At 64.4% G+C, this 20,925-nt stretch carries 18 protein-coding genes; 3 read left to right on the top strand and 15 right to left on the bottom strand.

Going from position 1 to position 20,925, the window contains the following annotated elements:
- Nucleotides 1-2: 2 nt before the first annotated feature.
- The 6 genes from AC1DFE_RS01620 to galE form a co-directional block, all read right to left on the bottom strand.
- On the bottom strand, nt 3-242 hold the full coding sequence (locus tag AC1DFE_RS01620) for a hypothetical protein (RefSeq protein WP_476904375.1): 240 nt from the start codon (nt 240-242) through the stop codon (nt 3-5).
- An 86-nt stretch (nt 243-328) separates the two neighbouring features.
- Nucleotides 329-1,270 carry a type II secretion system F family protein gene (locus AC1DFE_RS01615; protein WP_476904174.1) on the bottom strand — a complete coding sequence of 314 codons (942 nt, stop codon included), beginning with the start codon at nt 1,268-1,270 and terminating at the stop codon, nt 329-331.
- Nucleotides 1,267-2,121, bottom strand: a complete 855-nt coding sequence (locus AC1DFE_RS01610) for a type II secretion system F family protein (RefSeq protein WP_476904173.1) — start codon at nt 2,119-2,121, stop codon at nt 1,267-1,269. The genes AC1DFE_RS01615 and AC1DFE_RS01610 overlap by 4 nt, the downstream gene beginning before the upstream one ends.
- Entirely contained in the window at nt 2,121-3,344 is a 1,224-nt protein-coding gene (locus tag AC1DFE_RS01605; RefSeq protein ID WP_476904172.1) for a CpaF family protein, read from the bottom strand. The genes AC1DFE_RS01610 and AC1DFE_RS01605 overlap by 1 nt, the downstream gene beginning before the upstream one ends.
- A gap of 114 nt (nt 3,345-3,458) precedes the next feature.
- On the bottom strand, nt 3,459-4,535 hold the full coding sequence (locus AC1DFE_RS01600) for an acyltransferase family protein (RefSeq protein WP_476904171.1): 1,077 nt from the start codon (nt 4,533-4,535) through the stop codon (nt 3,459-3,461).
- Between the two features lie 5 nt (nt 4,536-4,540).
- A complete protein-coding gene (gene galE, locus AC1DFE_RS01595) occupies nt 4,541-5,590 on the bottom strand; it encodes a UDP-glucose 4-epimerase GalE (protein ID WP_476904170.1) in 1,050 nt (349 codons plus the stop codon).
- Nucleotides 5,591-6,133: 543 nt separating this feature from the next.
- Here galE and AC1DFE_RS01590 point away from each other — a divergent pair.
- A complete protein-coding gene (locus tag AC1DFE_RS01590) occupies nt 6,134-9,211 on the top strand; it encodes a lysozyme (protein WP_476904169.1) in 3,078 nt (1,025 codons plus the stop codon).
- Nucleotides 9,212-9,303: 92 nt separating this feature from the next.
- On the opposite strand, the gene AC1DFE_RS01585 is transcribed toward AC1DFE_RS01590, so the two are convergent.
- The 6 genes from AC1DFE_RS01585 to AC1DFE_RS01560 are packed head-to-tail and all read right to left on the bottom strand — an operon-like array spanning nt 9,304 to nt 14,392.
- Nucleotides 9,304-10,458: a glycosyltransferase gene (locus AC1DFE_RS01585; protein ID WP_476904168.1), complete on the bottom strand. Its 1,155-nt coding sequence runs from the start codon at nt 10,456-10,458 to the stop codon at nt 9,304-9,306.
- Nucleotides 10,458-10,868, bottom strand: coding sequence for a DUF2304 family protein (locus AC1DFE_RS01580; protein ID WP_476904167.1), 411 nt, complete (start codon nt 10,866-10,868; stop codon nt 10,458-10,460). The genes AC1DFE_RS01585 and AC1DFE_RS01580 overlap by 1 nt, the downstream gene beginning before the upstream one ends.
- A 4-nt stretch (nt 10,869-10,872) precedes the next feature.
- Complete coding sequence (locus AC1DFE_RS01575) at nt 10,873-11,538, bottom strand: glycosyltransferase family 2 protein (protein ID WP_476904166.1); 666 nt, start codon at nt 11,536-11,538, stop codon at nt 10,873-10,875.
- 57 nt (nt 11,539-11,595) lie between these two features.
- A complete protein-coding gene (locus tag AC1DFE_RS01570) occupies nt 11,596-12,090 on the bottom strand; it encodes a hypothetical protein (RefSeq protein ID WP_476904165.1) in 495 nt (164 codons plus the stop codon).
- Entirely contained in the window at nt 12,087-13,430 is a 1,344-nt protein-coding gene (locus tag AC1DFE_RS01565; protein ID WP_476904164.1) for a glycosyltransferase family protein, read from the bottom strand. Before AC1DFE_RS01565 ends, AC1DFE_RS01570 begins: the two co-directional genes overlap by 4 nt.
- A complete protein-coding gene (locus AC1DFE_RS01560) occupies nt 13,427-14,392 on the bottom strand; it encodes a glycosyltransferase family protein (protein ID WP_476904163.1) in 966 nt (321 codons plus the stop codon). Before AC1DFE_RS01560 ends, AC1DFE_RS01565 begins: the two co-directional genes overlap by 4 nt.
- 146 nt (nt 14,393-14,538) lie before the next feature.
- Between AC1DFE_RS01560 and AC1DFE_RS01555 the strand changes: the two genes are divergently transcribed.
- Nucleotides 14,539-16,347 (top strand): ABC transporter ATP-binding protein, encoded by a 1,809-nt coding sequence (locus tag AC1DFE_RS01555; protein ID WP_476904162.1) that lies wholly within the window; start codon nt 14,539-14,541, stop codon nt 16,345-16,347.
- 64 nt (nt 16,348-16,411) lie between these two features.
- Here the strand turns inward: AC1DFE_RS01555 and AC1DFE_RS01550 are convergent, their stop codons facing one another.
- Genes AC1DFE_RS01550 through AC1DFE_RS01540 form a run of 3 tightly spaced genes read right to left on the bottom strand, consistent with a single transcriptional unit; the run spans nt 16,412 to nt 19,727 of the window.
- Nucleotides 16,412-17,416, bottom strand: a complete 1,005-nt coding sequence (locus AC1DFE_RS01550) for a glycosyltransferase (protein WP_476904161.1) — start codon at nt 17,414-17,416, stop codon at nt 16,412-16,414.
- 44 nt (nt 17,417-17,460) lie between these two features.
- Nucleotides 17,461-18,582 carry a glycosyltransferase gene (locus tag AC1DFE_RS01545; protein ID WP_476904160.1) on the bottom strand — a complete coding sequence of 374 codons (1,122 nt, stop codon included), beginning with the start codon at nt 18,580-18,582 and terminating at the stop codon, nt 17,461-17,463.
- 38 nt (nt 18,583-18,620) lie between these two features.
- Complete coding sequence (locus AC1DFE_RS01540; protein WP_476904159.1) at nt 18,621-19,727, bottom strand: glycosyltransferase; 1,107 nt, start codon at nt 19,725-19,727, stop codon at nt 18,621-18,623.
- Between the two features lie 55 nt (nt 19,728-19,782).
- Here AC1DFE_RS01540 and AC1DFE_RS01535 point away from each other — a divergent pair, with 55 nt between their 5' ends.
- Nucleotides 19,783-20,922, top strand: coding sequence for a glycosyltransferase (locus AC1DFE_RS01535; RefSeq protein WP_476904158.1), 1,140 nt, complete (start codon nt 19,783-19,785; stop codon nt 20,920-20,922).
- Nucleotides 20,923-20,925 lie beyond the last annotated feature (3 nt).

Genomic DNA, 20,925 nt, shown 5'->3' with positions numbered 1-20,925 from the left:
GGTTACTTTCCGACCGTGTCCATTGCCTGGTTGAACATGGCTTCCAGGGCGGGACCGGCCAAGGCCAGCAACGCGGCCACAAGCACCGCCGACATCAGGGTAATCATGACCCAGCCGGGCACATCACCGCGCTCAGGATGGTCCGTGGACGCCGCGGTCCTCCGGGGCTGCAGGACCGCGGCCAAGGGGTGGCCGATCAGCGCCGCCACCGCGCCGACAAGTGCAAGTCCGTGCCTGGCCATGAATGTCATGTGCTTCCCTTTTCTCCGAGTTGTTTGTCTGTTCTTTGGATCATGCCGCTGCCCCCGCTGTTGCCGGGCAGCTGGCGTCAAAAATTCAGGCTGAGTGCCGCTATTCCGGGGAACACGGCGAATACCACGGTCAGCGGCAGCACCCCGAAGACAAGCGGCACCATCATTGCGATTTCCTTCTTCCCGGCGGACTCCATCAGCTCACGCTTGGCTGTGTCCCGGACGTCCTGTGCCTGGGCCCTGAGGACTTCGGCCAGCGGCGTGCCGCGTTCCACCGCCACGATGATGCCGTCAACAAAGCGGATGAGCGGGCCCAGATCCGTGCGCCCGGAAAACTCCTGAAGCGCTTCCACCAGCGGTTTTCCTGCACGGGTTTCCGCCAGCGCCCTGCTGAATTCTTTGGAGAGCTCGCCCCGGGCGGTCCTGCACACGCGGTCGAGGGCACCGGCGGCGCTTTCCCCCGCGCCCACCGCGAGCGCAATCATTTCGGCCAGGCTGGGGAACTCCGCCAGCATCCGTTCCTCCCGCCGCTTGATCTGCACCCCCAGCCAGTAATCACGGAAGAGGAATCCGCCGATCCCGCTGCCGACGGAGACCGCTACCGCGAGGACGGGACTGAACCTCCCGCCGAGAGCTGCCAGCACAATCACGCTGACTGCTGCGATGAACGCGCAGAGAGCCCAGAAGAGCTGCTGGGCGCGGAAGTCGAGGGGTGATTTGTCGATTCTCGCCTGTGCCAGCCTGCGGCTGAGAGCCGCGGAGCCCAGGTTGAACCGTGCCAGTTTGGCAGTGGCCTCCCTGATCAGCGGGCGGAGTATGCGTTCGAGGGGGCCGAACGGGGTGAGGATGTGTTCTTCGGCCCGCAAGAGCCTGGATTCAAGATTCTGTGACCTGAGCTGCGGTTCGATCCGTTCCACGAAGCTGACGGACCGCATGAAAGGGAGCCGGACGAGGAGGAGCCACAGTCCTGCACCGAGGAGTGCGCCGCAGACGATCGCTGCCGCTGGCACGGCGGTCATCGCAGAACCCTCTCTTCGTCAGGCAAGGCCCCGATCTTCAGCATGACCGAATAGCACACCAGCGACACCACCAGGCCTCCCAACAGCACGGCCGCCCCGATGGGGGTGTTGTATGCAGCCACCGCCTCTGGACGACTCACCAGCAGGAGCATGACGATCCACGGGGCCGCGACGGCCAGGCGGGCCGCGTTGACAGTCCATGACTGCCGCGCCTCAAGCTCGCTACGGGTCCGTGCACTTTCGCGAAGGAACTCGGCGAGGGTCCCCAGCAGTTTGCCGAGATCGGAGCCGCCCACCTCACGGGTAAGCCTAAGTGCCTCGATGATGCGGTCGGCTACGGGGTCCGCCAGCCGTTCCTTGAGTCTGTTCAGGGACGCATCGAACTGGCCGCCCGAGCGGTAGTCCGAGCCGAAGTCGCGAAATACGTGCCGCAGCTCCTCGGGGCCCTTTTCGCCCAGTTGTGTCAGTGCCTCCGGAAGGGACAGCCCCGCCCGGATGGCCGACCGCAGGTGATCCACGACGTCAGGCCATACCCGCCGCAGGACGGAACTGCGTCTCTTGGCCCGCCATTTCACCACCGCCACCGGAAGCCAGGCGCCGAACAGGCCGAAGCAAACGGAGATGGGCAAGGACCTGCTCACTGCGAAGAAGGCCAACGTTGCAAAAGCGCCAAGGCCCAGGCAGCTGCCGATGAGACCGGCGCCGGTGACCTTTTCAATGCCGGCGGACAGCAGCAGGTCATGGAGACGGCTTGTCCGCGGTTGACGTTTGGGGCGCACTGGCTGGTCCCAGGCCGACCACCAGATGAGGAACAGCCCCGCGCCTGTCAGAACCCCCAGCAGCGCAGCCATCAGCGCGGATCCAGAAGCGCTGCAACCTCATAGCCGGCCTTGGCGAATTTCTCCTCCGCCGGCATGGTGTTGGCAGTCGGCTCAAGCAGCCCGCCGATCATCGAGAAAATCATTGAGGACTCGATAACTCCGTTCTCGACCCGCCTGCCCAGGGACAGAATTTCCGTTACCTGCCTGCGTCCGTTTGCAAGTCGGCTGCAGTGAACCACCAGATCGATGCAGGAGGCCACGGTAGGCACCACAAAAGCGCTGGAAATGTTGTCGCCGGCGAGCAAGGGCAGCGTGCATAACTTGGTCACGGCGTCGTGTGCAGAGTTGGCATGGACGGTGCACATCCCCGGCAGGCCGCTGTTAAGGGCGATCAGCATGTCGAGGCATTCTGCTTCCCGGACCTCACCCACCACCAGGCGGTCGGGCCGCATCCTGAGTGCTTCCTTAACCAGTCGGCGGAGGGGGATCTCTCCTTCGCCCTCCAGATTGGGTTGCCGGCATTGCAGCCCGACAACGTCGCGCAGGGGAAACTGCAGTTCGAAGATCTCCTCCACCGTAACGACGCGCTCGCGGCTGCCGATGCTGGCGGCGAGGCAGTTCAGCAGTGTGGTCTTTCCCGCCTGTGTCGCCCCCGAGACCAGGATGTTGAGTCCGCTCGCCACCGCGGCGCCAAGGAAACGACCGGACTGAGGGGTCAGCGTGCCCAACTCCACAAGATGATCCAGCCGGCTTGCCTTCACAACGAACTTACGGATGTTGACGGCCCAGTGGCGCCTGGTGACATCCGGAATAACCACGTGCAGGCGGGACCCGTCCGGCAGTGCAGCGTCGACGAACGGCGATGACATGTCCAGCCGACGGCCCGAGCTCTTCAGCATGCGTTCGACAAGGTCCCGGACCTGCTGGTCCGTAAGGGTCAGTGAAGTGAGCTCGGATTCACCATTCCGTGCAACGTAGATTTCCGTGGGCGCGTTGATCCAGATTTCCTCGATGCCAGGATCATCGAGCAATGGTTGGAGGGCGCCGAACCCGGCCACCGCGTCGAAGACAAACCGGCGCGCCGATTCCAGCGGCCCGAGCGGCGGGAGCGGACCCATGAGGGCGCGTTCGTCATAGTCGGTCACGGCCGCTTCCACGAGACGCCTGACCTCGGCGGTCTGGTGCAATGGATCGAGACCCCGCCGACGGATCAACTCCCGGACTTCATCCTCGACAATGCGTACTGCATCCATGAGTTCCCCCAAACGACTGCCGCCCCCAGCGGAAGCAGTTCATTTTGGGTTAAAACTAAGGGATACTACCCCGTGAGCCAAGTCACTTGGCGGGGCATGTGGATAAGCCTGCTGCTACCGGACGGTCAGCGGATCCGGCTGGACCGCGCGCGGCATACCAGCCCTGGGCGTGCCCAGCAACAACGGCGCCAGAGGCGTCCTAAGAACAAGGGCAGCCGCCACCCAGGGTATGACGAGAGACCCGGAAAACACGAGCCACGGCGCCGCACCCCACTGCATCAGAACTATCAGAAGCAGTGCATGGGTAAGAACAACCATGAAACCGCACCTCGCCAGCATGGTTACCCCTGCAGCAAACCCCCGTCCAGCCAGCGGCACGAGTCTCTCAGCAACAAGGACCATCCCCGCGCAAATGGCGACGGCAACAACGACGGTGACTACAGGAACCCCGAGTTTGGCATTTTTGAGGTCAAAGTGCGACGACCAGTCGGCCAAGATCAAGCAGATAGAGCCCAGGATCAGAAGAGATCCCGTCAACAAGGGCCGCTTCACCCGGTTCCGAAGCTGCTTGAAGGCCCGTCCCGCCAAAACAAAAACAAGGCACGTGCATCCGACGCCGGCAGCCAACGGAATTTTCGCAACCAAATTGCTGTCGGCATAGTTGACGGCTAGTGCACCGAGCGCAACTGCCCACTGAAGCCACAGCGGGAATCGCTGAATGGCGCGAAGCAGCACTACTGTCACAAAAAGTGCGGTGACGAACCAGAAAGCCGCGAATGGACCGGTCAGCCGCGATCCGCCAAGAAGTAGCTTGGTAAACGCTCCCGGCCCAATGTCATCCAACTGCGACATCCACCATGCTCCGATGACAATCAGCCAGAGCAGGTATGGAAGCAGTAATGACTTTATGCGATTTCTGACCTCTGACTTAAGAGTCCTTTTTTCTGACCAGAAATAGCCGGACAGGAAAAAGAACAACGGCACGTGCCACGGATAGAGCGTCTCCCGGGTAAGTGGACCAGCCCAAGCAGTGACATGGCCTGCGACCACGGCAGTGATCCCCAGGACGCGAAGAAAGTCGACGGCGCCGGAACGGCCGGGAGCGGGCCGCCTGCCGAGCGCAGCCTCCTGCGAAGGGAAGGGCTCCCCGGTGCTTCCGCGTTTCGAGACTTGTCCGTATATGGGCTCCACGAATACTACGGTGCGCCGGAAGCGTGCACAGATTCAGCTGCTGCGCCGGCGTAGCCGTAGGGGTTGGCACTCTGCCAGCGCCAGTGGTCAGCGCACATCTGTGCCAGATCACGGTGCGCGGACCATCCCAGATCCGCCAAAGCCGCGGAGGCGTCGGCGTAGCTCACTGCCGCGTCCCCCGGCCGCCGGGGCGCGAACTCATAGGGAACCGGGTGCCCTGCAGCAGCACCGAACGCCTCGATGACCTCCAGGACGGACGAACCCCGGCCGGTCCCCAGGTTCCAGCGGAACGAACCGGTCTTCGTCTGCAGATAGTTCAGCGCTGCCAAGTGGCCGGCGGCCAGGTCCATGACATGGATGTAGTCCCGGACACCTGTGCCGTCGGGCGTGGGGTAGTCGTTGCCAAACACCATGACCTTCTCGCGGCGTCCCACCGCAACCTGGGCAACAAAGGGCAGCAGGTTGTTGGGGATGCCGTGGGGGTCTTCACCGATGCGCCCCGATTCGTGCGCGCCCACAGGATTGAAGTAGCGAAGCAGTGCGATGCTCCACCGCGGGTCGGCGTCGCTGAGGTCGGACAGGATGTCTTCGATCTGCTCTTTGGTTCTGCCATAAGGATTGGTTGCGTCCAGCGGAGACTTCTCAATCAGGGGAACATGCTCCGACGCACCGTATACGGTGGCCGACGAGCTGAAGACCAGCCGGCGGACACCGGCCTTCTCCATGCTCTCAAGCAGGTTCAGAGTGCCCACCACGTTGTTCTTGTAGTACCACAGCGGCTTCGCCACGGACTCGCCGACGGCCTTCAGGCCCGCGAAGTGGATGACGGCGTCGAAGCCGCCCTCTGCGAACACCTGGTCCACAGCCACGGCATCGAGCAGGTCTGCCTCGCGGAACTCCACCTTCTTTCCGGCGAGCTCTTCAACCCGGTGGACCGCCTCGATGTTCGAGTTCATGAGGTTGTCCAGTACGACGACGTCGTGGCCGTCCTCGAGCAGGCAAAGAGCCGTGTGTGATCCGATGTAGCCGGCGCCGCCGGTAACCAAAACCTTCATGGGCCTCATTTTAGGCGGGGCCGCGGCAGTGCTGTTAACTAAGACGCGCCTCACAGCCCGCGCTGGACAGCAGCTCAAGGACCGCGGCCTTCAGTTGTAGGGATCACATAAGCAACATTAGTAACATCAGCATCTTCAGTGTTAGGATGGGCCGCCTACATCGCCGCCGGCGTGGTGGGACTCAAGACGGCGAAGACGTCAGCCATGAGCCGGCTCTCTGCCCGGAATTTGAAGGCTACGGAGTGTCACATGAATTGTTCCCCGAATAGCAAAATCTCCGCGGCTCTCGCCTTGAAGGCAAGGCGCGTTGTCCTACTCAGCGGCACAGCGCTCCTATCCACGATGCTCTCCCTCGGCGGTGGCCTCCCGGCTCAGGCGGTCTCGACCTCCCCTGCCGGCCCGGCCTCTCCGGAGCCGGCAGCAAGCGCTTCGGTATCCCCCTCCGCTGCTGCTCTCCCGCAGGCGACGGAGCCAACGGCGGTCGAACCGAGCCCCGCTACAACGAGCCAGACGGCGCCACAGCCCGAGCCGGGCCCGATCGACATGGCAGCCCTGCGCGCCGAAATCGGCAAAAACGGCGCCTACATGGGCCAGGGCATGAAGCGGCGGGCTACTACCTTCGCCAAGCAGTCGACGGCGTCGTCGCTGAATGCCATTTCCACCGAGGCCGCCAACACCTGGATGGCGCCCGGAGTGCAGGGGCTGGATGTCAGCGGATACCAGACAAGCGTCAACTGGCCAGCGCAGTACAGCATGGGGGCGCGTTTTGCCTATGTGAAAGCCACGGAGGGGATGACGTATACGAATCCCAACTTCGGTGCCCAGTACGGCGGATCGCTGGCGGCCGGAATGATCCGAGGGGCCTACCACTTCGCCCTTCCCGGCGTCTCAACGGCAACGGCACAGGCCGACTTTTTCGTCAATAACGGCGGCGGCTGGAGCGGAGACGGGAAGACCATGCCCCCGCTCCTCGACATCGAGTACAACCCGTATACGGAGTTGGGTAACACCTGCTACAACATGGGCCAGAGCGCGATGGTCAGCTGGATCGCAGCCTTCTCCAACAGGGTCCTGGCCAGGACCGGCCGACTCCCGATGATCTACACGACCACCGACTGGTGGTCCCAGTGCACTGGAAATTCCGGAGCCTTCAGCAACCAGCCCCTCCATCTAGCCTCCTACTCGCAGTACGTGGGGTCCATGCCCAATGGCTGGGGCACTTACAGCGTCTGGCAGTACAGTTCGACCGGACCGTTCGCTGGCGACTCCAACGCCTGGAACGGAACGCTGGCCAGCCTGCAAAAGTTTGCCTCGACGGCTGACGGCACGGTACCCACACCGTCCATAACGTCTTTGGGCGACGTGGTGGCCGCGGACTCCTCCGGCATCCTCTGGGACTACCCAGCGACGGGCAGCGGTACGTTCCGCGCCCGAAAACAGATCGGCTCTGGCTGGCGCGGCCTGCGGTCAATCAACGCCATCGACTGGAACGCAGATGGCGTCCTGGACCTGGTCGCCCAATGGACCACGGGGCGGGCCGCGGTCTACCTCGGAGTCGCGGCCGGCGGTTTTGCAACCGGGCCGGTTCTCGCTGCGTCCGGTTGGGGGGACTACCAGCTCACCGTCGGTTACTGGTTCAACAGCAGCTACTATCCGCAAATCATCAGCCGTGACGACTCGGGCGTTCTGCGCCTCTGGACCAACACGTCCGGGTCGGGCGTAAGCGGTGGAACCGCCATCGGCCAGGGCTGGGCCGGACGAAATCTCACCATGATCGATTTCGACGGCGACGGCAACCAGGACATCCTGGCACAGAACCCCACAGGTCAAATGCTGCTGTACCGCACGAATGGCGGTGGTGCCTTCATCACCGAGGCCCGCAAGACCATCGGCAGCGGTTGGCAGAACATGACAAGCGTCACCGTCACCACGAATTTCAAGACGACGGGAACGAACGGCCTCATGGCACGGAACACCGTCGGCCAGCTTTATTACTATCCGGTGCCCGGCACGTCAGCCTGGGGTCCGGTCACCGCCATCGGCTCGGGCTGGAACAACTACCTCATTGCGGGCGGTGAAACGATCAACGTTTCCACCGGCACTCCACCACCACCGCCTGTAACGCCTTCAATCACCTCCGCATCGGACGTCATAACCGTAGACTCCGCGGGAAATGTCTACCGCCGCGACGCGGGCACGGGCACATTGGGCGCGGCCAGCAGGATCGGCACCGGCTTCACCGGACTGGCATCAGTGCATGTCACTGACTGGAACGGCGACGGCATTCAGGATCTGGCTACGCTGAGCGCCACCGGGGTCCTCGGGATCCAGACAGGCCTGCCGGCCGGAGGATTTGCTGCACGAACCGTGCTCGCATCGAACCTGTCGGGCGCGGACGTCACTTTCGGCAACTGGATTACGGCTTCCAAATATCCCGGTCTTGTAGTCCGCAAAACGGACGGCTCGGTCCAGTTCCACGGGAACCCGTCTGGCGCTGCCTTGGCCCCGGCCACCACGATCGCCTCAGGGTTTACCCAGACGGACATCTCAATGGCAGACGCCGACGGTGACGGGAACCAGGACCTTGTGGCTGTGGATTACCTGGGCCGTATGACGCTTTACCGCTCCGGCGGAACGGGAACGCTTATCGCCGAAACCCGAAAGCTTCTGGCCACGGGGTGGAACACGATGAACAGCATCAGCCCGGCCAGGGGGTTCACTGCGGCCTCCTCGAACGGTATTCTCGCCCGCGACGGCGGGGGCCAGTTGAGCTACTATCCCCTGACCGCCGGAACACTGGGCGCGAAGTCGGCGCTACCCTCGGGCTGGAATGGCCTTCTCATTGCGGGAAGCGGGCTCCTGGTACAGGGTCGCGCCGTCACCAGCACTGCAGATATCTTGACTGTAGATTCCTCCGGCGGGCTCTGGAACCGCCCTGCAGGGAACTCCTCCGTGGGAAGCCCCTACCAGATCGGGGTCGGCTGGTCTGGAATGAAGTCCCTGAATGTTGTGGACTGGAATAGCGATGGCGTCGCTGACGTCCTGGCCCAAAGGCCCAACGGCATGCTGTCCCTCTACCCCGGCTCGGCCGCGGGCGGGTTCGCGGCGCCAGTCACAGTCGCTGCCTCAGGTTTCGCCCAGACCACCCTGGTCGCGGGCAAGTGGGTCTCGGGATCCGCGTATCCGGGTTTGGTCGGTTACGGAGCTGATGGGACCCTGTACTACTGGGCCAATGCGTCCGGGCGGAGCCTCAGTGCGCCGGTACGCATCGGCGTGGGCTGGTCGGGCCTGAAGCTCGCCATGATCGACTTCGATTCGGACGGCAGGCAGGACCTGCTGGCGGTCACCGCCTCCGGCGCCATGCGGCTCTACCGTTCCACTGGTGCGAATAAGTTCATCCCGGAAACCAGGAAGACTGTCGGTACCGGCTGGCAGACGTTCCGCCAGTTCTCTGCCAGCAAAGGCTTCGCGGAGACTACCGCCAAAGGCGTGATGGCGGTCCAGACCAACGGTCAGCTGCGCTACTATCCGGTGATGGCAGGAAGCCGATGGGGCGCCGTCGTTACGGCGGGATCCGTGGGGGTAGCGTCAACCGTCTCGTCCTCGTCGGCCGCCGGCTGAGAGGCTGACAAGTAGCAGAGAAGGCGGCTTCCCGGTTACGCGGGGAAGCCGCCTTCTCTGCTTTCCTGCCATTGCTCAGGCACTGGCAGGACTCAGGCCCGCGCGGCCCTGGCGGACACGATGTCCTCCACAGCCTGTTGCCAAGCCAGCACTTGGGATTCTGCCGACAGCGGCCGGGCGGCTGCATCCGCGGCCTTCTTCCACGCTGAGATTTTTCCCGGCGTCAAGCCATGCAGGGTTTCCCGCAGCGACGCTGCAGAGAAGTCCTCTGTGACGGCCCCGAGCCCGTACTCCTCCATCAGCGGGACCATGGCCGGGCTCGGCCCTGTGATCAGACCAATGCGGGCCTGAACCGCCTCAAAGAATTTGTTGGGCAGGGTGTGCCTTAAGTTGAAGGTCGTGGGGGGAAAAAACACGACTGAGGCGTCGTACTCGCTCATTGTCCTCACCAGCTCGGTATAGGGAACGGGATCACGGAAGCGGACCGCCGGCACTTCGGCAGCGAGATTTTTAAGTTCTTCCAGGTAATCCGGCTCGTTCGGCATCACGATCATGTCCAGCGTGAGCCCATCTGGAGCGTCCGTCATCGCTTCAACAAGCCGCTCGAGTTGCCTGTACCGCTGGGCTGCTCCGCTGTGGACCAGCCTCAGCGGCCGACCGACCGGCCGCACTTCCGCGGCAGTGTAGGGCGCGGCGTTGGTGACGACATTCACGGGGACGCCGTAATCCTCGGCATACGCCTCAGCTATGCCTTGGGAAACAGTTGTGACTGAGGATGCCAAGGGCAGGTAGCGCCGGCAAAGCCACCGCATGAACGGGGCCACGGCCACCCGCCACTTGAGATCCGCTTCCTTCTCCCGGGGGGCGAACTCATGAAGGTCCGCATGGACGCCGAGCCGCGGCTCAAGTTCCAGGGCCAGCGGAAGCGTATTCAGGTCGTTGGCCAGAACAACATCGAACTCACCGCGTGGCAGGATCCTACGTGCTGCCGCAACCGCCGTCATTCCGTCGTACACGCGGCCATAACGGCGCGTGAGAAGTCCAATCTTGTCGGATGACCAGCCCCGGGCGTCGTCCGGCAAAGCGAAGTGGTTTTCGATTCCTTCAGGGGCACCACCATAGCCGCAGGTGGAAACACGGTACTTGCCCTTGAACAGCTCGACCTGTTTGAGGACCCTGGGATCTGAGCGGATGGGAGAAAAGGTCAGGATCAGCAGCGAAGGCAGCTCGGCAGTACGATCCAGCATTACTGTCCTCCGTGCGCCGGCGGAGTCAGGCGCTGCCCGGGCCGGTCTTCTTTGTCCCTCAGGGGCTCGTCTTTACCGGGCGCAGGAGTCTCATCCAGGGCAATTCTGCGGGAGAGCTTGGTCAGGGTGGATTCCATGTGCCGGAACCGCTGATACGTCGTCGCCATGAAGACGAGGAAACTCACGATGAGTCCGTAGAGCACCAGGTCGGTTCCGCGTCCAATGCCGAGCATTCGGGCCACGCGGGTCAGTAGCTCAGGGAAGAAGATGGAGAGCGCTGCCACGCAGGCGAAAAGAACCAGCATGATTCGGCGGATGGCAAGGTGCCTGGCGTTCGAGCCGCCGCGCATGAGTGCGAGCGAGACAATGACGACGGCAAGGACAAGTGCTACCTGGACAATTATCTGCACAATTTCACCTAAAGAAGAGGTCAGCGACGATGTTGACCGAGTTCAGCAACGACTGGCCTTTGGCCTTGGAGTAGTCCGTGTAGATGATCTCCACCGGGTGCTCCACCCAGCGCGGGTTTATCTCCGCGAGCTGATGAACCAGCTCGGAGGCGTGGGCCATCCGGTTCTGCTGCAGGTGGATGTTCCGGGCCACGTTGGGGCTGAAGGCGCGAAGGCCGTTGTGGGCATCCGTCAGGGCCATGCCCGTAGACAGTCGCGACTGCACGGCCGCCGTCCGCAGTACCAGCCGCTTCAGCGGCGTGAGCTTGGTGCGGTCATCGAGGAACCGGGAGCCGAGCACGACGTCGGCTTCCCCCGAGCGGATCCGGTCGGCCATTGCCAGCGCGTCAATGACCCGGTGCTGGCCGTCGGCGTCGAAGGTTACGACGCAGTCCAGTTCAGGGTCCTGGAGCGAGTACTCGATCCCCGTCTGCAGCGCAGCGCCCTGGCCCAGGTTGACCGGGTGCTGGACCACAACCGCGCCGGCGCGCCGGGCCACGTCCTGGGAACCGTCAGAGCTGCCGTCGTCAACGCACACAACGTGGGGAAATTCTTTCCTCAAGCCCTCGATGACAGTGCCGACGACGGACGCCTCGTTGTACATGGGGATGACTATCCAGGTTCGACTCACCCGTCAAGTATTCCACAGGCGGCATGCCCGGGGCTCACCCGGAAAGAGGCAGCACCGTCATTTTCGGGCAAGGTGCCTGAGCACATGGAGCATCGCAATGGGACCGTGTACCAGCCCTGCTCCAGTATGCTTCCTTAGCTCCCAAACGGAGCGGTCAGCGGTAAGGTCTGCGGCCACGACTACGTCGGACGCCCGGAATATCTCCTGTAGGTCAGTTCGTCCGCCCAACGTTCGGGCCAGACGCCTCGACTCGAGGTTGTCCCTGATCAGCCGTCCGGTTACGCCTATCGGTCCGGGCTTCCCGGCGGCGGCAGTCAACAGTGAGGCAACCGGGCCGCCACTCGGCTGCGTCAACGGCACCACGGTGAGGCGGTTGTCCCCGACAGTAACGGTAGGGTCACCGTCATAGGCGTAGACGGCCGTCCCCGTTATCTTGCCAGCGTGCTGACCCCAGGCCCCCACGGCACGGTTCCACAAATCATTGATGACGGCCTCTGGATGGCTGCTGCGGCCGACGACGATGCTAACGTGCAGCGGGTTGGCGGAAGTCACGCCTGGCTCCTTTCTTCGGTGGCAGGCTGCGGACTTGCCGCGCCGAACCCTGCAATCCCCCGCAGTTCGGCAATGACCGGCTCCAGTACGGTGCTGCGGAGGAACTGCTGGCCGTAGGCCCAGGCAGCAGCCCAGCGCTTTTCGTCCGGCTCCTGCAATGCCTCGGCGCAATCTCGCAGCGCGTTGGCAATGCCCTCAGGGGTGAGCTCTTTCGCGGGGAACCATAGCGGATAGTCCCGAAGGAGGTCCGTTGCTGCATTCTCCATGTCGTGCACGGAGACGATCGGCAGACCGGTGGCCAGGTATTCGGTGGTCTTGCCGCCGGTCACGTATTTTCCGCTGGACAGCAGGAGAAGCAGGGCATCCATGCTGCCGTAGAAGCCGGCGACGTCTCGTTTGGAGATCGGCCCGTCGTAGCGGAGGCCGTTCTGGCTACCGGTTCCAAAGATCTCAAGAATCTCCGCGCCTGCCGCCCCGGAAGCACTTAGCTTCCCGCGGAATACCGCCTCGGCGTGCGGGCTGTCAGGACCGAAGGCGGCACTCCACCCGTCCAGGAATTCCTGCAACGGCATGTTTACGTACTGCAGCGTGCCGAGATAACCGAAGCTCGGTCGTTCGGCATGCCTCACCGGCGGCCGGGCGTGGCCCGGCTGCGGGTCGAAGCCGTTGGCCACCACGCGCATCAGGTGAGCGGACCCGGGGTAGCGGCGTGCGTATTCGTCCCTGATCTGACTGTTGACGAACCAGACCTGCGCGGCTTCGTTGAGGTACTCGGCTTCACGCTTTCCCACGGCGCTGTCCGGGGTGAAGTCTTCGGCCCCGGAGATGGTATTGAAGGCCCACGCGTCGCGGTAGTCCATGACGTACGGGACGGCCTCAAGCGCCCGGGCAACGCCAAATGCCACATACGGGCTGGCGGAGGCCATGACCAGGTCGACCGGCTTCTCCGCGTGAATGCTTCGGGCAGCGTCGCTGGCGGGCTTCAGCCACGCTCCGTGGAAGTCCTCGGGGAAGTTCCGCCGGCTGCGGCGGCGCAGGGCCTCCTTCCACAGGTAGGGCGCCTCGATCCTGAACCTTGAGTACCGGCGGAGGTCGCCCTTGGCCGGTTCCTCTGCGCCGCCGTCGTCCACTGCGACAACGCGGATGCCCGGGTCAACCGATTCCGCCAGCTTCTCATCAACTCCCGAAATCTGAGACCAGACCTGCGGGTCAACGGTGAGGACCGTGACATCCCAACCATCCAGGGCGAACGCGTTGGCTACCGCGGTGCAGCGGTAAACGGACGACGCCGTGCTGGGCGGAAAGGCGAAAGCGATATAGAGCAGGTGGGGCTTGGTCATCGAGCATTCTCCAGGGCTTTGGCGTAGCCGGCCTCCAGCCGGGGGAGCATGACCTCGGCGCTGTGGTTCCTGCGAACGTAGGAAGGCCCATCCAGACGCTGCGACAACGCCTGTGGATCCTGAAGTGATTCCAGCACAGCTTGGCCAACGTCACCCAGCCCCACAGAAACAGCCGCCAGATCATCCGGGTAGCCGGACACTGGATCGGCGACAATGACAGGAACCCCGATGCCTAAGGCTTCCAGTTCACTTGTGGCGAGGATTCCCGCCACTTGGCCGACCGCGACATGGGCGGTGGCCAACTCCAGAAGAAACCTGTCCTTGGGCATCTTGGGCAACAGCGTGACCCCGAGCCCAGCGGCCTCGGCCGCCCTGTCTCCCCAATTCAGTCCCACAATGTCGACACCCTTATGCCCGACGGCGGCAACCACGTCCGCCGCCGTCTTCAGCAGTGCGTCCCCTCCCTTAGAAGCGTCCCAACGCGACGGAAAGAAGACGCGCGGCCTGGGCGCGGGGCTCCAAACCGGCAGTTCGTTCGGTTCCACAGGAATCGGGAAGTATTCAGCATCGGCTCTAACGCTTTCCGCTTTCTCCCGGACGTCCGGTGTCATGTACCACACGTGCCCGGCGCCGTCGATATCGCTTTTCATCATCGCGTGATGCTGGTCCTGCCAGTAGTTTTCCCGGATATCGGTTCCGTGCAGCGTGAGGGCGTAGGGTCGGGAGAAGAATCCCCGTGCCCACTTGGCCCGGCCGCCCATGTTCACGTGCCAAAGCTGCGTGCGAGGGTAGGCCGCTGCCTGCTCCAAACGAAACCTGTAATAAGCGGACTTCGTTCCACCCCTGGTCCAAGGGCCTTGGATGATCTTCCAAGGTTTTCCCTGGCGGGCGGCCGCTTTTACGATGGTCTTACCAACATCGGCGCAGTCAAACAGCTGGGTCACACGGATTTGGTCACTCATGCCTTCATCCTCTCATTGGCATGCAGCAGGAGCGATTCGGCCACCGGGGTACCGGCCCGGAGCCCCCGGCTACCTCGCAGCAGCCCCCGTCCAGGCCCGGCGCGTAGTATTGGAGGGACTCTTCCCCTTCCGTTCTGGAGTAATTCTTGAGACAACTGCGCCGCACCATGCGCGAACTGCTGCCACTTCTGCCGATGAATGCGCGGAGGTTCCTCCTGCTCTTCGGCGTCTTGTCAGCTGTTCTGGCCTTGCTCGACGCAAGCGCACTCGGCGTCTTCGCCCTCGTGCTGAACCAGATCCTTAAGGGTGGGGACATGAGCCTGCCCTTGATCGGGACCATGAGCCAGGAGTTTGGGCTGGTGCTGCTCGTCGGGTCCGCCATGGTCATGATCCTGAAGTCGGTTCTGAACATCTGGCTGCAGTGGATCTCCACCCGGAAGTTCGCCGACTACGAGCTCGAGATCGGCACCATCCTTTTCCAGAGCTACATACGCGCTCCGTGGACCGAACGTATGAAACGCTCCACCGCGGAGCTGGTGCGGATGATCGACGTCGGCATCGCCAACACGGTGTCCGGCGTCCTGCTGCCCGCCGTGACACTGCCTGCGATGGCCCTGACGTTTGTCTCCGTCCTGGTAGTCCTCATCGGTGCCTCTTGGCAAACAGCCCTGGCCACCCTCATTTACCTCGGCGCCATCGCCGCGTTCCTCTACCTCTGGCTCTCCAAAAAGTCCTACGAGGCCGGCAAGGTAAACCGGGACGCTGCCATGCGCATGTCCACGCTCGTGTCCGAGATGTTGGCAGCGCTGAAGGAAATCACTCTCCGGGACAAAGCGGACGAGGTCGGCGACATCGTCATGCAGAGCCGCGAAACGGCGGCGCGGTCCCGCTCCAACATCCGCTTCATGGGCGCCGTGCCGAAGTTCGTGATCGATATGGCGCTGATCGGCGGCTTCCTGCTCATCGGCACCGTCGGATACCTGATCGGCGGCATTCAGGCTGCAATGTCATCCGTAGCCATCTTCGGCTTGGCGGGCTTCAAGATGGTCCCCGCCCTCACCGCGATGCAGTCCCAGCTGACGGTAGTTCAGTCCACCCTGCCCTACACCGAAACGGTCATGCGGGACATCAAGGATGCCGCCGAGTTCCGCAAGAACGCGGAAAAGCTGGGCCGGACTCCCATCCGGCATGAACCGAAAATACTCGAGCTCAAGAACGTCGAATTCACCTACCCGGGCGCCGGCCAGCCCGCCGTCCGGAAGATCAACCTGCAGCTGCCCATGGGCTCGTCCATAGGTGTGGTGGGACAGTCTGGCGCCGGCAAGTCCACCCTGATCGATATCTTCCTCGGCCTGCTGACTCCTTCCGCAGGAACCATGGCCCTCGACGGCGTTCCGCTCGAGGACGTGCTGGCCGACTGGCGCAAACGCGTGGGCTACGTGCCGCAGGAAGTTGCCATCTTCGACGGTACCGTGGCCCAGAATGTAGCCCTTACCTGGGGCAGCGACATTGACGAGGCCCGCGTACGCACCGCCCTGCAGCGCGCTCAGCTCCTCGAAACCATCGAGTCCCGCAAAGACGGCATCAACGGCCGTGTCGGCGAACGGGGCCTGGCACTTTCCGGCGGCCAGCGCCAGCGCCTCGGAATCGCCCGAGCCCTGTACATGGATCCGCTGGTGCTGGTGCTGGACGAGGCGACGAGCGCACTAGACACCGCCACCGAGGCAGCCGTAGCCCAGGCCATCAGTGAACTGCACGGCGAAATCACCGTCATCTCCGTGGCGCACCGCCTGTCGACCATCCGCAACAACGACCAGGTGTGCTTCATGAAGGAAGGCACCATCCTCGCCCAGGGCACCTTCGACGAGGTTGTCCAGGCCAACCCGGACTTTGCCCAACAGGCAGCCCTTGCCGGACTGTACTCCCCCGCTGCAGTAACCGCGGCCGGCAGCTGATGGTCACCGGCAGCTCACCGCGGCCGGCAGCTGACGGTCACCGGCAGCTCACCGCGGCCGGCCCCTAACCGCGGCCGGCCGCAATTCCCGCATACAGCGCCGACAGGCGCGGGACGAAGGCTGCCGCGTCATAGCGCGGCAGCGCCCAGTCCCGTCCGCCCAGCCGTTCGGTGACCGCCACCGGGTCATCCAGAGCCGCCACGACCTGCTCGACCACGTCCCCGTCGGTCCCCTCGATCACGGGCGGCGTGGTCCCGTCGTCGGGCCGCGGGAGTCGCGAACCCACGGCGGCGAGCGGCGCACCCATACACAGGGCCTCGAACTCGCTCGTGGCGAAGTTGTTGGTTGCCTGACCTATCGTCAGGTGCGCCTGGGCCATGATCCGGTGAAAGTCCTCCTGCGGCATCCTCTCCAGCAGGGTCACACCGTTCTGCCGGGCCGTCTCGGCCCCGGGACCCCAGTTCAGTCCGAGGATCTCTGCGCGGTTTCCGACGGCGGCACTGAGCTTTCGCGCCAGCCCCAACTGCCGCTCCACGCCTTTGTCGTCGTCCCAACGTGAGACGAAAAGAAGGGAGGGGCGCCCGCCAGGATTCCAGGGTGGCAGCGCCGCGGCATCCACGAGGGCAGGGAGGAACTCGGCGTCGGGCCGGGCACGCCGGGCGTTCTCCGCGGTGTCGTTGTTCGCAAAGAAGACGTGGGCGGCCCCGTCGATCGCCTGTTGGATCTCGGCGTGGAACCGCGGATCGGCCCACTGCTTGCGGATGTCAGTTCCATGCAGGGTCAGCGCGTAGGGTCGGCGGGGCATCCCGCGCTCCCGGAGCAGCCGCGCGCTCGTTCCGTAGTGCACATGCACGACGTCGGCCGCGCGGAGCCGGACCGCCCGGCGTGCGACGTAGGGAACGAACCGTGCCCGGGCAAGAAGCGGGTTGGCCGGGGCAGGTGTCATGGGCCGCACCTGTTCGGGCGGCATGTACGCCCATTCGATGCCAGCCCTTGCCGCCGCCCGTACCATGTTGCGGGCCACGAAGGCACAGTCGTTGAACTGAAGAACCCTGGGTTCGGACCTCAATAAATTTCCTCTGCTTGCCGCGTGTTCGTCAGTTAATCAGTTTTTCAAGCGCGAGCCAACGCCGCCGTATAGGCACGGTCAAACAGCTCACCCACGGCCGCCGGTGAGAACCGCTCCCTGATGGGAAGCGCGATGTCCTCGGCAGGCACGTCTTTGAACGCATCCCTTGCCTCCAGCACGGCGCGTCCCAGCGACTCCGGCGTCACGTCCTCCACCAGCCTGCTGTTCGAGGCATCGGCGTAATCGCTGAAGCCTCCTACCCGCGTCGCCACGACGGCGCGCCCGGCAGCCAGGGCCTCGGCCGCGGACGTGAAAAAGTTCTCCTGGGCGGTCGGAAGGAAAAAGAGATCGGCAGCGGAAAGATGCCGGGCCACCTCGGCCGGCCGGACGGATCCTGTCAGCGCGACTTGACCTGCAAGTCCGAGCTCGGCCACGCGCGCCTCAACCGCGGCCCGCAGCGGCCCCTCCCCCACCCAGGTCAGGTGGGCTTCAGTGCCGTGCTCCCGGAGCCAGGCGATGGCGTCCACCGCTTCCAGCGGCCGCTTCCTAGCGACCAGTCCCCCGACCGCAGCCAGCCGGAGAGGGGTGGCGAATTGGGCAGGGACGACGGCGCCACGCCCCTTGACCACGCACGGCACCACCGTCGCGGCACCTGGCCGCGCAAAGCGCTGCATCTCGGCGGCCAGCTGTCCGGTAACGCCGGTGACCACATGGGGCAACCGCAGAACCGCCCGGACTCCGGCCAGCTTTTCCCACAGGGCTGAAACACTCGCAGGATTGACCACACCGTTCCAGTGTTCGGTGTGCACCCAGGCGCGCCCCTGGCCGGCAAGCGTCCGGGCGGCCCATGGCAGCATCGTGACCAGGATGGAGGAAAACGCCATGGTGTGGACGGCATCCGCCCAGGCCATTTCCTTTGCCAGCGTCCGCGCCGCCCGCACCAGGGTGAAGGGGCGCTTGGGATCGGCAGCGATGCGGCGCACCGGCGTCCCCTCCCACAGGCCGGACACCTGCCCGGGCATGCCGAGAGTGCTTCCGAGCCGCACGTGGACCACCCGAACGTCGTGTCCCCGGCCACGGACGGCCTCCACGTGCTCGGCGTTGAAAGGCGCCTCGGTGGGGTTTTCGTCATGCGGGTACCACGTGGCAACAACCAGGATTTTCATGTCTTCCTTCGACCGGTCTTTAAAAATATGCAGGCCGCTTACACGAGCGCCGAGGCGCTCATGAACCGGAACGGGGCTTCCGGGTGCAGCACCCTGGTGATGTCGCGGGGCACCCACGTCTGCGGGCTGACAAACCGGCGCCGGGCCTGGGCCAGCGACTTCATCACGACCAGGTCCGCTTCCTGCCGCACAACGGCGTCGAGCAGTTTCCTGTCTGCCACCGAAAGCGGACGGGCAGCGTGCGGCGCTCCGAACAGCAGCTTCCGCACCTCTTCGGCCATCTCCCGCGCGTCTTCCCTGTTCCAGCTTCCGGCTTCAGCCCGGAGCAGGACATGCCCAAAAACATGCACGCGGATAATCTTCGTGACGATTGCTTCCCTGGCACGCTGCGGAAGCCCCGCAAACCAGTCGGACAGCACGAGGTCAGTGGCAAAGGCCAGATCCTCCGTCACCGGCCGCGGAGTGTGGGTGACCCGGACGGTAGCGTCGGCATGAACCAGGTATCGCGGCAGGCCCCGCCCGTAGCTGATTTTCGCGCCGGAAAACCACAGCCGCGCGGAAAAGGACTGGTCCTCCCCCGTCGCGTAGCGTGGCGGAAACGTGAGGCCCAACTCGCGCACCAGAGCCAATCGCAGCAGTCCCAGCGGCGCCGTGCGGTAGGTGAGGCGGTCCGCCACCGGATCCAGGTGCCCGCGCCGGGTGCGCCGCACCACGGGCGTGTGAATCGTGGCGCCGCCGGCATGTGCCATCGGGGCGATCAGGACGTCGGAACCGTCCCGTTCCGCGGCCTCCACCCATTGCGCCAGGGCCCCGGGCTCGATGGAATCGTCGCTACCCATGATGGCCACCCAGGTTCCGGTGGCTTCGGCAATCCCGTGATTGAAGGGACCGGCCGGGCTCTTGATGCCGTCCACGAAGTGCAGGAAGCGGACCAGCCCCCGGTGCTCGGGCGCCACGCGCTCCCGGATCGGATCCACGTCCGTGTTGTGGCACACCACGTTGATCCGCAGGCGCCGCGGCGCACCGGCTTCCGCAGCCAGGCCGCCCTCCAGCAAGGACGCCACGGCGCGCCCTACCGGCCGGTCTGGGGTGTGCACCGCAATCACCACGTCGAGCAGCCCGGAATCCTGTGTTTTGTTGTCCACCCAGTAAGGTTATCGCGGGTCCAATGAAACCTTGCCGAGGAGCACGCACACCCCCATGAGCCAGAGCATCGAAGTGGTCATTCCCGTCCATGATGTGCAACGACCCTTCAAACGCGCTGTCAGCTCCGCGCTGGGACAGCGCGCCGGGCTGTTGCGGCTGGGTGTTGAACTCCGGGTGACAGTGGTGCTGCACAACCTCGGTTCCGCCGCCGGGGAGCATAGCGACGGCTCCAAAGCCGGATCCGGGCTCGACGGCGTCACGTGGCTGACGTGCGACGACGGCGTCAGGTCCCCCGCCGGACCCCGCAACTTTGCGCTGGATCAGAGCACAGCAACCTTTCTGAGCTTCCTGGACTCGGATGATCATCTGGAGCCCGGGTCACTGGCCGGATGGTGGAAGGCCGCGCAGCCGAACAACGCTGCCGTGGTCATCGCACCGTTGCGCACGCCGGAAGGGACCATCCTGCCGGCCCCGCGCATCAGGCCCTCGAAACCGGCTGTCCTGCATCCCCTCAAGGACGGGCTGGCCTACCGGAGCGTGCCGTACGGCCTGCTCCGGCGCTCCGTCCTCACCGACATCGGTTTCCGTTATGCCGAGGGGCTGCGGACCGGCGAGGACATCGAGGCAACCCTCAAGCTGTGGTTCCGCTCGGGACCTGTCTGCTACCCCTACGGCGCCGCCGCCTATCACCAGACCGACGATTCAGGCGCCGGCCGCGTCACCAGTTCCCTCAGCAATCTGAAGGATGAATTCACGTGGCTGGAACGGCTGCTCGCCTCCGAATGGCTGCAGCAGGCCACACTCGCCGAGCGGCGCGCCGTGGCATTGAAGATCCTGCGCGTGCACGGTATCGGCGCGCTGCTCCGCCGCGCCGGCGCAGCAGATGTCCAGAATGATGCCCTCTGGAACGAGGAGGAGCGCGCGTACTGGCTGGACATCTCCACCCGGCTATACGCCTTTGCCGGCGGCTCCCTGCCGGAACTAAGCCGCCGGGACGCCGAACTGACCCAGGCAGCCGCCGCGGCGCCCGACGTTCAGTCGCTGCGCACCGCCGTCGAACGCCACCGGACCGCCGGCCGCCTGGGTGACCTGGTTCCGGCCAGCCCGGCGGCGATCCTGTCACGGGACGCGGTACTGCGGCATTACCTGACGGAGCGGCTGCGCGCCAGGGCCGGTGTCTTTTCCCCATCCTGATCG

It is taken from the genome of Arthrobacter sp. 05T423, assembly GCF_056396245.1.
This window is presented reverse-complemented; position numbering and strand designations above follow the sequence as displayed.

What these genes read in the sequence shown, in the direction of transcription:
- AC1DFE_RS01620 (WP_476904375.1), bottom strand. Translation starts at nt 242, where the DNA reads ATGGCCAGGCACGGACTTGCACTTGTCGGCGCGGTGGCGGCGCTGATC.
- AC1DFE_RS01615 (WP_476904174.1), bottom strand. Translation starts at nt 1,270, where the DNA reads ATGACCGCCGTGCCAGCGGCAGCGATCGTCTGCGGCGCACTCCTCGGT.
- AC1DFE_RS01610 (WP_476904173.1), bottom strand. Translation starts at nt 2,121, where the DNA reads ATGGCTGCGCTGCTGGGGGTTCTGACAGGCGCGGGGCTGTTCCTCATC.
- AC1DFE_RS01605 (WP_476904172.1), bottom strand. Translation starts at nt 3,344, where the DNA reads ATGGATGCAGTACGCATTGTCGAGGATGAAGTCCGGGAGTTGATCCGT.
- galE (WP_476904170.1), bottom strand. Translation starts at nt 5,590, where the DNA reads ATGAAGGTTTTGGTTACCGGCGGCGCCGGCTACATCGGATCACACACG.
- AC1DFE_RS01590 (WP_476904169.1), top strand. Translation starts at nt 6,134, where the DNA reads ATGGCAGCCCTGCGCGCCGAAATCGGCAAAAACGGCGCCTACATGGGC.
- AC1DFE_RS01585 (WP_476904168.1), bottom strand. Translation starts at nt 10,458, where the DNA reads ATGCTGGATCGTACTGCCGAGCTGCCTTCGCTGCTGATCCTGACCTTT.
- AC1DFE_RS01565 (WP_476904164.1), bottom strand. Translation starts at nt 13,430, where the DNA reads ATGACCAAGCCCCACCTGCTCTATATCGCTTTCGCCTTTCCGCCCAGC.
- AC1DFE_RS01560 (WP_476904163.1), bottom strand. Translation starts at nt 14,392, where the DNA reads ATGAGTGACCAAATCCGTGTGACCCAGCTGTTTGACTGCGCCGATGTT.
- AC1DFE_RS01545 (WP_476904160.1), bottom strand. Translation starts at nt 18,582, where the DNA reads ATGAAAATCCTGGTTGTTGCCACGTGGTACCCGCATGACGAAAACCCC.
- AC1DFE_RS01535 (WP_476904158.1), top strand. Translation starts at nt 19,783, where the DNA reads ATGAGCCAGAGCATCGAAGTGGTCATTCCCGTCCATGATGTGCAACGA.